Origin of the sequence: uncultured Gilliamella sp. (assembly GCA_945271295.1) — a bacterium.
Taxonomy (GTDB): domain Bacteria; phylum Pseudomonadota; class Gammaproteobacteria; order Enterobacterales; family Orbaceae; genus Gilliamella.
Genome location: CALYPG010000007.1, coordinates 46,396 through 58,487 on the forward strand (window position 1 = coordinate 46,396; position 12,092 = coordinate 58,487).

The 12,092-nt window shown below is 35.0% G+C and carries 11 protein-coding genes; 3 read left to right on the top strand and 8 right to left on the bottom strand.

The features are described 5' to 3' along the window. Nucleotides 1-131 precede the first annotated feature (131 nt). The 3 genes from ilvD to Q0K76_RS05505 are packed head-to-tail and all read right to left on the bottom strand — an operon-like array spanning nt 132 to nt 4,084. Complete coding sequence (gene ilvD / locus Q0K76_RS05495) at nt 132-1,844, bottom strand: dihydroxy-acid dehydratase (protein ID WP_294612625.1); 1,713 nt, start codon at nt 1,842-1,844, stop codon at nt 132-134. 35 nt (nt 1,845-1,879) lie between these two features. Further along, nucleotides 1,880-3,148: an MFS transporter gene (locus tag Q0K76_RS05500; RefSeq protein ID WP_294612628.1), complete on the bottom strand. Its 1,269-nt coding sequence runs from the start codon at nt 3,146-3,148 to the stop codon at nt 1,880-1,882. 21 nt (nt 3,149-3,169) lie between these two features. Then, nucleotides 3,170-4,084: a dihydrodipicolinate synthase family protein gene (locus Q0K76_RS05505; protein ID WP_294612631.1), complete on the bottom strand. Its 915-nt coding sequence runs from the start codon at nt 4,082-4,084 to the stop codon at nt 3,170-3,172. 229 nt (nt 4,085-4,313) lie between these two features. Between Q0K76_RS05505 and Q0K76_RS05510 the strand changes: the two genes are divergently transcribed. Continuing rightward, nucleotides 4,314-5,456, top strand: coding sequence for an iron-containing alcohol dehydrogenase (locus Q0K76_RS05510; protein WP_294612634.1), 1,143 nt, complete (start codon nt 4,314-4,316; stop codon nt 5,454-5,456). A gap of 134 nt (nt 5,457-5,590) precedes the next feature. On the opposite strand, the gene Q0K76_RS05515 is transcribed toward Q0K76_RS05510, so the two are convergent. After that, nucleotides 5,591-6,343, bottom strand: a complete 753-nt coding sequence (locus tag Q0K76_RS05515) for an IclR family transcriptional regulator (RefSeq protein WP_294612636.1) — start codon at nt 6,341-6,343, stop codon at nt 5,591-5,593. 265 nt (nt 6,344-6,608) lie between these two features. Here Q0K76_RS05515 and pgi point away from each other — a divergent pair, with 265 nt between their 5' ends. Then, the gene (gene pgi, locus Q0K76_RS05520; protein WP_294612639.1) at nt 6,609-8,258 is read left to right on the top strand and encodes a glucose-6-phosphate isomerase; all 1,650 of its coding nucleotides are present in this window, start codon (nt 6,609-6,611) and stop codon (nt 8,256-8,258) included. Between the two features lie 94 nt (nt 8,259-8,352). Here pgi and crr read toward each other — a convergent pair whose 3' ends face one another. The 4 genes from crr to Q0K76_RS05540 form a co-directional block, all read right to left on the bottom strand. Beyond that, the gene (crr, locus tag Q0K76_RS05525; protein WP_294612642.1) at nt 8,353-8,862 is read right to left on the bottom strand and encodes a PTS glucose transporter subunit IIA; all 510 of its coding nucleotides are present in this window, start codon (nt 8,860-8,862) and stop codon (nt 8,353-8,355) included. Between the two features lie 9 nt (nt 8,863-8,871). Then, nucleotides 8,872-10,599: a phosphoenolpyruvate-protein phosphotransferase PtsI gene (ptsI, locus tag Q0K76_RS05530; RefSeq protein ID WP_294612645.1), complete on the bottom strand. Its 1,728-nt coding sequence runs from the start codon at nt 10,597-10,599 to the stop codon at nt 8,872-8,874. 52 nt (nt 10,600-10,651) lie between these two features. Beyond that, nucleotides 10,652-10,909, bottom strand: coding sequence for a phosphocarrier protein Hpr (ptsH, locus tag Q0K76_RS05535; protein ID WP_065557325.1), 258 nt, complete (start codon nt 10,907-10,909; stop codon nt 10,652-10,654). A gap of 138 nt (nt 10,910-11,047) precedes the next feature. Next, nucleotides 11,048-11,392: a hypothetical protein gene (locus tag Q0K76_RS05540; protein ID WP_294612651.1), complete on the bottom strand. Its 345-nt coding sequence runs from the start codon at nt 11,390-11,392 to the stop codon at nt 11,048-11,050. A 126-nt stretch (nt 11,393-11,518) separates the two neighbouring features. Between Q0K76_RS05540 and Q0K76_RS05545 the strand changes: the two genes are divergently transcribed. Continuing rightward, entirely contained in the window at nt 11,519-12,061 is a 543-nt protein-coding gene (locus Q0K76_RS05545) for a YecA family protein (RefSeq protein ID WP_294612654.1), read from the top strand. The last annotated feature ends 31 nt before the right edge of the window (nt 12,062-12,092 follow it).

Below are 12,092 nucleotides of genomic sequence, written 5' to 3' on the forward strand. Positions count from 1 at the left end.
ATGATTGGTGAAATTATAATTTTATTTATTCAGTTATGATTTAAATTAGATTTGACTAAGAAAATCGTAAAATGCCACTAAATACAACTAGTGGCATTCTCTTTAATTACATATTTATTAATAAGTTATTGTTATTCAATATATGCTCCAGCCATTAATGATTTTGCTCTTTCAGTATATTGTTTGAATACACCTTTTCGTTTTGAATAATCTGGTGGAGTCCATTTAGCTTTGCGTTTAGAAAAAATTTCTGCTATTTCTTCAGCTGATTTTTTTTCACCATTGATACCGATAATATTGAGTTTTCTGGCATGAACATCAATTTCAATAATATCATTATCCTCAACGAGAGCAATAGGTCCACCATCAGCTGCTTCAGGTGATACATGACCAATACATGGACCATGAGTTGCACCAGAAAAACGTCCATCAGTTACTAATGCGACACTACCATTTAATCGTTTATCAAAAACAATGGCATCAGTAGTCATTAACATTTCAGGTGCTCCAGATCCTTTAGGTCCTTCATAACGAATAAAAATAACATCACCTGGATTAACTTTATTTTTTATAATTGCTTCTTGAGCAGCTTCTTCCGAATTATAAACTTTTGCAGGTCCAGTATGTTTATGCATATCTGGGCTACAAGCAGTATATTTGATAACAGCTCCTTCTGGGGCTATATTTCCTTTTAATACAGCAATAGCGCCTATTTTTGCTTTATTAGGTTTGCGAATTAGATCTTCTCTTTCTAGTTTGTAATTATGTAAATATCCTAAATTACGATCAAAAAATCCTGTTTTTTGCATCATTTCCAAATTATCGCCTAATGAATGTCCGGTTACTGTCATAACATCAAGATCAAGTAAGTCTTTAATCATCCATTGAACCATTGGTATACCACCTGCAAACCATAATAACTCAGTAACATATTGACCACTAGGTTGTACATTCGTCAGGTAAGGTACGGTATTATTTATCTTATCAAAAATATCAGGTGTTAACTCTAACCCTGCTGCATGAGCAATGGCTGGTAAATGAATGAGGGCATTTGTACTACCACTGATAGCAGCGTGTACTTTTATCGCATTTTCAAATGCTGCAGGGGTAAGTATTTGACGAGTTGTTATTCCCTCTTGCGCTAAATACATTGCATGATGTCCCGCAGCCCTAGCAATTCTTCGAATTTCAGACATGGTTGATGGGGCGAGAGCACTACCGGGAAGCGCCATTCCTAAAGCTTCTGACATACATTGCATTGTACTGGCAGTTCCCATAAATTGACATGCTCCAGCGGTTGGGCAACCACATCTTTGTAAGGTTTCAATTTGTTTTATATCAATTTCTCCTTTTTTATATTGAGCAGTTGCGCCACCGAGGTCTGATGTTGTCATGTTGGGTGCTGCACGCATGGAACCTCCAGGAACATGCACTAATGGCATATCAAGTCTGGCTGCGGCAATAAGATGTGCGGGAACAGATTTATCACAACTAGAAATCAGTACTGCAGCGTCATATGGAACAACAGAGCCATGAATTTCAACCATATTTGCAATAGCTTCTCGTGAAGCCAATATATAGTTCATTCCATCATGTCCTTGCCCCCAACCATCGCAAATATCTGTAACATGACTACGTACTGAACGCCCTCCTCTCTCGTGCACTCCTAGAACAACCTCATAACCAAGGCTATCTAAGTGATAACTTCCTGGATGACTTTCACCAAAACAATCATCAATAAGAACTTGGGGTTTTTCAGTATCTTCAACTGTATAATTCATTCCCATACGCAAGGCATCTAATTGAGACCATAAATCTCGAGCAAATTTACATTTTTGTTGCATAATATCCTCCAATGTATTTTAAATTATTAATTATTCTATTTGTTGGGTTTTGCTGTGATTACTGGTAGTGTAAATAATAAAATTATTGCTATGACGAGTGAGCCAACCAATGTATATAATCCAGCATTCTTACTAACGCTAACCGTTAATAATCCAACTAAGTATGGTCCAATAAATCCACCTAAATTACCAAGCGCATTGATTGTTCCTCTAACTCCACCCAAAACATTAGACGGGAATAATAGTGGAGGTAATGTCCAAAATGGTCCGGCATATGCTTGTAAGAAAAAGCCACATAAAACCATCATTCCATAAGCTAGCCATGTGTTATTTTCTAATAAAATTGATAGAGTTAGGCATATTGCAAAACCAATCATTGGAATGGCAGTATATAATCGGCGATTCATGGTTTGGTCGCATAATTTTGCAATATAGTATTGTCCAAAAATGCAGAGGATATAGGGAGCAGCAGTTAAAAGACCAACTATTGACATGCCACTACCAGTTAATTGTTTAATTAATGCTGGCATCCAAAGCGCAAAACCATAGAAGCCAACTTGGAAAAAGAAATAGATAGCAACTAATTTCCATAAATTGATACTACTTAATACTGTTTTTATGCTAGCTTTATCATTTAACTTAATGAGAGCTTTATCTTCAGCAAATTTTTGATTTAACCAATCCAATTCTTTAGGATCTAACCATTTAGCTTGATGAGGATGATCAGAAACTAAAGGCATCCAAACAAAGAGTAATGCAAGTGAAAGAACTCCCTCAATTATAAACATTTCCCTCCATCCCCAAACTTCGATTAACCAACCAGATAATGGACCTGTAATAATTGATGCAACAGCTAAATTCATTTGGAAAAATGCAATTGCTCTAGCACGTTCATGATTAGGAAACCAATGTCCGATTAATGCTAAAATTGCAGGATAAACACCGCCTTCAGCGACACCTAATATAAAACGAATAATTAATAAATGAATGGGATTTTGGACAAATCCAGTGATCGCTGCAAATCCACCCCAAACAACAATTGTTCCTGCAATGAATTTTTTTGCACTGTATCGCTCAGCAATTTGTCCACCTGGAATTTGTAAAAATATGTAACCAATAAAAAATATTCCTGCAACAAGTCCTGCTATAGAAGCGGTCATACCAAGATCTTTATTCATACCACCAGCAATGCCAATAGCGATATTCGTTCTATCCATGTAAGCCACAATATAAACAAGTATTGTCGCAGGTATTATGTGTTTCCAACGACCTTTAGGTATAACCTCATTTTTTATATCATTCATATGAATATCTCCTACTATCATTTATTTTTCAAAAGAAATATTTGCTGATTGCAACGTTTTAATTAACAGGTCTTTTTTATTTTTTTGGAGTGGTTGAACTGGCGCTAATACCTCAGTTGAAATATCTACGCCAACTAATTTAATTGCTTGTTTAATCACACCAAAGAAAGGTGATTCAATGGCGTAAATTGGCATTAATTTGGCTAACTGACGTTGTAATTTAAAGGCGGTTTCATAATCTTTATTTACAAACGCGTTATAAATTCCTTTGGTAATTTGGGGTGCAAAATTGAATGTTGCTGGAATTCCGCCGTGGCCACCTAAAATAAGTGTGTCTAGCATATATTCATCAAAACCACTGAAAATAATAAAATCCGGGCGGAAAGCGTGAACTCGGTTAATGACTTCTCGCGTATGACTGATGTTGTCGATAGTGTCTTTTAATCCAACAATATTTGGTACATCTTTTGCCAATCTAGTAATGACATCAATACCAATATCTTGACCGGTCAAGGCTGGGAAATTATAAAGCAGTACCGGGACTGAGATATTTACAGCAACTGTTTGATAGTGATGGTAAATAGCGTCGCTATTTAATAATGCATAGTAAGGATTGACAACTAAAACAGCGTCAGCACCAATTTGAGCTGCATGTTGACCATATTGAATGGTTTCTTCAGTACTTGGGCTTGATATTCCTATCATAACGGGAATACGTTTATTCACGTGTTTAACCGCGAATTCAGCTACTTCTAAGCGTAATTTAGGGGTCATATGACAAAACTCACCACCACTACCCAGTATTAACAGCCCATCTGCATCATTTTTGATAAGGTGTTCTAAAAGATTTGCCATTCTTGTTTTATCTAATTCACCTTTTTTAGTAACGATAGTTGGCACGGGTGGAAATATACCTTTAAATTGAGCTAAATTCATTTTCTCTCCTTTTTGTTCTTTGCTTGGAACTGTATTTCTGTTTCGTGAACAAATTATTGGCAAAAAAAAATTGAATTGCAATGCATTCATTTAAAAGAAAATTAATTTTGTGATCGCTCTCTCATTGTATGAAATATTTTTATGAGTAAATTGATAATTTCTGTATAATGAAAAATAGTTCTGTAATAGGAAAAAATTTAAATAAAATTATCAATTGAGAGGAAAATATATGATTTATTACATTCCACCAGTAAATTTATTAGGCAAGGGTTGTTTATCTGAATTAGGGGTACCAGTAAAAAAATTAAATTGTAAAAAAGCATTTGTTGTCAGTGATAAATTTTTAGTTGGCAATGGTACTGTAGATCGAGTGGTTAATATCTTGAAGAAAGAGGGGATTGAATCAGTTGTTTTTTGTGATGTCAAACCTAATCCAACGGTGACTAACGTCGAAAATGCTTTAAAAGTGTGTCAAGAATCTGGATGTGATTTTATTGTTTCAATTGGTGGCGGTTCTCCACAAGATTGTGGTAAAGCCGTTGCTGTGCTTGCAACTAATGGTGGTAAAATCACAGATTATGAAGGTATGCATAAGAGTAAAAAAAGATGTTTGCCAATTGTGGCAATAGCTACTACAGCAGGGACCTCTGCTGAGGTAACCATTAACTATGTCATTACTGATGAATCAAGGCATGTAAAAATGATCATGGTTGATCCGAATACACTTGCCTCAATAACGGTAAGTGATCCAGATTTAATGCTCTCTAAACCAGCTAATTTAACCGCAGCCACAGGCATGGATGCCTTAACTCATGCAATTGAAGCGGTAGTTGCTAAAGGTGCCATGGATGTTACTGACTCAACTGCGCTATATGCAATTCGCCAAACATTCGATTATTTAGCCAGAGCAGTAAAAAATGGTAATGATGTAGAAGCGAGGGAGCAGATGAGTTTTGCGTGTTTTTTAAATGGTATTGCATTTAGTAACGCAGGATTAGGCAATGTTCATGCCATGGCGCATCAATTAGGTGGGCTGTATGATTTACCACATGGTGTGTGTAATGCCATGTTATTATCAGTGGTGGAAGAAGAAAACGCCAAACATGCACCACAAAAATTCCGGGTGATTGCTGAGACCATAGGACTTGATACCCAAAATAAAAGTGATCAGCAATGTGTTGATTATGTGATTAAACGCATTAAAGATTTAGCAGAGGAAGTGGGTATTCCTAAATCATTAAAAGAGTTAGGGGTTAATAATCCTGATTTTGACTTATTGGCTGAAAATTCAATGAAAGATGCTTGTGCCGGCGCTAATCCAGTCTTTTTTGATAAAGCAAAACTGATTGAACTATTTAAAAAAATCGCATAAGTAATAAACAAATAAAAAGTAAAACAGTTACGGTTAATTAGATAACTCTCATTCACGATTACTTAGTGGCTGAGAGTTTTATTGCGTTTTAAAAAATGAATAATTGATACGATTTTTATCTACAAGGGCATTTATTATTGAAGTTTATTGGTTATTGCTTGACAGGCTTTACGCACTAATATTGAATATTTTTCAATCTTGTCGATAGGTAACTGGAAAAGGACACCTGATATGCTAATTGCGGCAATTGGTTCATTATTTTTATTAAATATTGGCGCGGCAATACAATGCACTCCTTGAACATCTTCCTGATTGTCATAAGCCCAACCTTGCGAGCGGATTTTCGCTAGTTCTTTTTTCAATTGCTTTTTACTGGTAATGGTTGTTTCGGTATATTTGGTGAGCTTATCTTCAGGAATCAGTTGGTCAATTTTTTCTTCCGGTAGCCAAGCAATGAGTGCTTTACCTACCCCAGAACTATGTAAAGGCAGTTTTTTGCCTATCCAAGTACGAATACCAATAGCTTGATCATTTTCAATTTTAGCAATATATACCGGATATAAGCCGTCAAGAACGCCCAAATGACAGGTTAAATTTGTTTCATTACGTAATTCTGACATCATTGGTTTAGCTATTTTAGCAATATCAAATTGTTCAAGTGATTTGTCACCCCATTCGTGTAATTTTAATCCGAGATAATATTTATTTTTTTCTTGACGCAAAATACCATGAATAACAAGAGCATTAAGTAATGTTGAGGTACTACTTTTGGGAAGATTAAGATCTTGAAAAATTTGACTAAATGTAGCACCTCGGTGATTATCTAAATAATCACAAATGCGCACCATTTTATCTAGTGCAGGGACAAGTGTTTGAATAATTGGCATTAAATATCCTATTGTAATAATAGTGTAAGAAGTCTCATTTATCTTATTGATGCAAGTAAATTGGAAATATTACATCTTGAATAATTAGCTGTATTTTATATATTATCTTTAGCATTATATTCAAGTTATTAAATTTGAAAAGAACATAACATCTATTAGTTTTTTCTATAATTAAGTTAAACTCAATCGATAAAATCCTTATCTTGCATCATTTTAGGCATAGTTATATTATGAACGCAATGCTATATTATTTAAGGAATTTATTATGTTAAAGTCAATTGATCCAACTAGTACCACATCGTGGAAGTCTCTACAAGCTAGCTACGAAAAAAACAAAAGTAAAACGATTGCGCAAATCTTAAAAGAAGAACCAAAGCGAGTCGAGAAACTTAGTATCCCATTTGAAGATGAATTTCTTGTTGATTTATCTAAAAATCGAATTACACAAGCAACGCTTGAAACCCTTTATAAACTAGCTGATGAATGTGACCTCAACGGCGCAATAAAAGCTATGTATAGTGGCGAAAAAATCAATCGAACCGAAAATCGAGCAGTATTGCATGTCGCCCTTCGTAATGTATCAAATACCCCTATTTACGTTGATGGTAACAATGTCATGGATGATGTTAATGCGGTATTGGCTAAAATGGAAAAATTCAGTAATAGAATTATTAGCGGTGAGTGGAAAGGTTACACTGGTAAAGCCATTACTGATGTTGTAAATATTGGGATTGGTGGTTCAGATCTTGGTCCACATATGATAACAGAGGCTTTAAGACCTTATAAAAATCATTTAACTATGCATTTTGTTTCTAATGTTGATGGCACTCATATTGTAGAGGCGCTTAAAGGTTTAAACCCTGAAACCACCTTGTTTTTAGTGGCTTCAAAAACCTTTACTACTCAAGAAACCATGACTAATGCACAAACGGCGCGTGATTGGTTACTTGATGCAGCCAAAGATAACAAAGCAGTAGCCCTGCACTTTGTCGCACTATCAACTAATGCTAAGGAAGTTGAAAAATTTGGTATTGATACTGCCAATATGTTTGAATTTTGGGATTGGGTTGGTGGACGTTACTCATCTTGGTCAGCAATTGGATTATCAATTGTGCTATCAATCGGTTTTGCTAATTTTAAACAATTTTTAGCTGGTGGTCATGCGATGGATAAGCATTTCCAAAATGCACCAATTGATAAAAATATTCCGACTTTATTAGCGCTCATCGGTATTTGGTATAATAACTTTTTTGGCGCGGAAACCGAAGCCATTTTACCTTATGATCAATATATGCACCGTTTTGCAGCTTACTTCCAACAGGGTAATATGGAGTCGAACGGTAAAAGTGTTGATCGCAATGGTCATAAAACCACTTATACTACAGGACCAATTATTTGGGGGGAACCGGGTACTAATGGGCAACACGCTTTTTATCAATTAATTCATCAAGGTACTAAGCTTATTCCTTGTGATTTTATTGCGCCTGCTATTAGTCATAATCCTGTAGGTGATCATCATCCAAAATTACTTTCTAACTTTTTCGCGCAAACTGAAGCATTAGCTTTTGGTAAAACAGCTAAGCAAGTTGAGCAAGAATTTATTGCAGCAGGTAAAACACTTGATGAAATAAAAGCAATTGTACCATTTAAGGTATTTGAAGGTAATAAACCGACCAACTCTATTTTAGTCAAAAAGATCACTCCTTATACACTTGGTGCATTAGTCGCTATGTATGAGCACAAAATCTTTACCCAAGGTATTATTTTAAATATCTTTAGTTTCGATCAATGGGGAGTTGAATTAGGTAAACAGTTAGCCGGGCGAATTTTGCCTGAATTAGCTGATGATAAACCAGTGACGTCTCATGATGATTCAACTAATAATTTGATTAATCAATATAAGAAATGGCGTTAATAGGTTTTATTAAATCTATGAATTTTATATACTGTTAAACAGTTTAATAAAAAACCTTCAGCTTTAAACTGAAGGTTTTTTTATTGACAGTTTTTTATTTTTTTACCCGCATTATTGGGGTTTGACCTGCTTCAACGGTACCAGATAGTTTGGTTAATTCAGTTATAATTTCCATATTGGAAATAACGACCGGCGTTAAGACTGATTTTGCTTTACTTTCTAGTAGTTTTAGATCAAATTCAATAATTGTATCACCAACTTTAACTTGTTGCCCTTCTTCAGCAATACGTTTAAAGCCTTCTCCTTTTAATTCAACAGTATCAATACCAAAGTGAACAAAAAGCTCAATACCTTCATCCGATTCAATCGCAAAAGCATGGTTGGTTTGGAAGATTGTACCGATTTTACCATTCAATGGTGCTACGATTTTATTACCCGCTGGTTTAATGGCAATCCCATCGCCAACAATTTTTTCTGCAAAAACTACATCAGGTACATCTTCAATTTTAACAATTTCGCCACTTAATGGAGCAATAATTTCAATGCTATTATCATTCTTGCTATCATCGGACACAAATTGTTTGATTTTATCGAATAATCCCATTATTGTCTCCTAACTAATTTGCTTTTCAGCAGTATAATTTTCTATTAAATCAATAATTTCTTTTGCTGTTGCTTTTGCAAGTGCAGTATCGGCTAGTTTTTTCGCTTCTTCAAAATTAGTATTACGAATCAATTTTTTAATTTTAGGAATTGAAACCGCACTCATACTAAATTCATCTAATCCCATACCGAGTAATAAAACTGTTGCTCTTTCATCACCAGCAAGTTCACCACACATGCCTGTCCATTTACCTTCTTTGTGCGAAGCATCAATAACATTTTTAATCAGGGTTAACACTGAAGGTGAAAGCGGGTTATAAAGATGAGAAATTAACTCATTACCACGGTCAACCGCTAATGTGTATTGTGTTAAATCGTTAGTACCTATACTAAAGAAGTCGACTTCTTTAGCTAAGTGAGGAGCAATCACTGCTGCTGCTGGGGTTTCAATCATCACACCAATTTCAATATTTTTATCAAAAGCTTTCCCTTCAGCATTTAATTGTTCTTTAAGAATGTTGATTTCTGATTTTAATTGACGAACTTCTTCAACCGAAATAATCATAGGGAACATAATGCGTAATTTGCCGAAAGCTGATGCACGTAAGATTGCTTTTAATTGAGCGTGTAAGACATCTTTACGATCAAGGCAAATACGAATTGCTCGCCAGCCTAAGAATGGGTTTTCTTCTTTAGGTAAGTGCATATATGGTACATCTTTATCACCGCCGATATCCATAGTACGTACAATAACAGGTAAACCATTAGTTGATTCAGCCACTTCTTTATAAGCTTTGAATTGTTCTTCTTCATTCGGATAAGCATCACGATCCATGAATAAGAATTCAGTACGGTAAAGCCCTATACCTTCATAACCATTACGTTCAGCACCAGCTACATCACGTACAGTACCGATATTGCCACAAATTTCAACTTGGTGACCATCTAGTGTAACTGCTGGTAGATCTTTTAGTTTAGCTAGTTCTTCTTTATCAGCAATAAACTTAGCTTGAACTTGTTTTAATTTTTCTTGCGTAGTGTGGTCTGGATTAATATAAATAGCATTATTAATCGCATCTAAAATAATAAAATCACCTTGTTTAATATTTTCGGTGGCATTTGATGTACCAACAATAGCAGGAATTTCAAGGGAACGCGCCATAATTGAGGTATGTGAAGTTCGCCCACCGGCATCAGTAATAAAACCTAACACCATGTCTAAATTTAATTGTGCGGTTTCTGATGGTGTTAGATCCGTTGCAACTAAAATACAAGGTTGGCTAATGGCACTTAAATCAACAATTTCCACACCTAAAATATTTTTGAGTAATCGTTTACCAATGTCTCGGATATCTGCTGCACGTTCTTTTAAGTATTCGTCATCCAAATTTTCAAGCTCTTTTGCTTGGGTTTCAAATACAGTTTGGACTGCGGCATCAGCAGTAGAATGTTTGCTTTGAATGCGAGAGATCACTTCTTGCTCAAGATCCTCATCTTCAAGAAGCATAATGTGCCCTTCAAAAATAGCGGCTTTATCTTCACCAAGTGTCGATTTAGCTCGCTCCATGATCGCATGTAATTGTTCGCTTGATTTGGCTCGCGCATCTTTAAAACGCTCGATTTCAGCATCGATTTTGTTATCAAGAATTTGTCTATTATTAATAACAATAGGTTCTTCTTTTAATAATAACGCTTTTGCGAAAGCGATACCGGGGGAAACAAGTATACCTGATACCATAACATTTAATCCTTATTCAATTTTAAAACCATTTTATTGCTATTAGGGAGTATTATTCCAATTCAGGAATTAATTTTACTAAATGATTTACCGCTTCTTTTTCATCTTCACCTTCGGCAGAAATTGTAATTACAGTACCTTGTGTTAGCCCTAGTGTTTGTAATTTAAACAAGCTTTTCGCACTGGCGCTTTTGCCATTTGAGGTAACTGTGATTTCAGCATTGAAGTTTTTTGCTTCTTTTACGAACTGAGCAGCAGGGCGGGTATGAAGACCATTTGATGCAGTAATTGTTACATCTTGTTTATACATAGTTATTTTACTCCCGAAAATATTTTGTCTACGCGAACAATATAAATAAAATCCGCCGGAAAGGCTAGTAAGATTTCATAGTTCTTTTGGATTTAGTTAATATTATTCATTCTAATATATAAAGATAACCATATTTTATCAATATTGATAAATGCGATTGATTCGGTCACTACATTTTTTAAATTCAACTTGCCCATGAATCCCGTGCCTGACATTTTCAAAAACGATTTCTTCACTACCATCGAGTTGTGATGCACGGATTTCTTCTCGGCAAAATGTTTCAAATTTCTGTAGTTCTTGCTCGCTATCACCTAACTTGTAATATTTTGGCAAGTCTTGACTTGTTACATGGTGTTGTACTTTGTCTCGCATATCGAGGATTATTGTTCCTTTGTTTGGTAACCACGAATTACATGCAGTTATTAATACAGTGGAAACAACAAATAGTAACGACCATTTTTTAACCGATCTTGAAATGTTCAAAATAATTCCTTTATTATGTGCAATAACCTGTTTATCATTTACAGTTTAAGTACTAATTATATACTAATAATCAATTAAAGTGCAGATGTGCATTTTAGTGATACGATAACAACCCGAGTGGAGTTAATGACAGATATGATTAATTACGACAAACTTAATTACCAACTAATTCAACATAAAATAGGTATTACCGCAGCTGAATTGCATGGTTTTTTAGTGGGAATTTTAGCCGGTGGTAATCATGATCAAAGCTGGCGTCCATTAGTCGATGATATGTTAAATAATGGACAGGCTATTGCTGAACCTTTAATTCAACCAATTACTCAACTTTATCATCTTACCAAGCAACAACTTTCTGACGAAGATTTCGAATTTCAATTGTTTTTAAGTGAGCATGATTTATTTACGCAAATAGATGATCTTGTGGGGTGGGTAAATCATTTCTTGCTTGGCATTGGATTGGTTCAACCTAAAATTAATCGACTTAAAGGTGATGTGGGTGAAGCAATTTATGATCTACGACAAATTGTTAAGTTGGGTTATGACAAAAACGAAAATGAAGAAGAACTTGGATTTGCCTTTGAGGAAATTAAAGAATATGTACGTATAACCGCAGTGTTATGCTTTGATGAATTTAATGAAGCGGATATAACTCCAACTATTCATTAAGATTGATAGTCAATTATAAGTAGGGTCATGA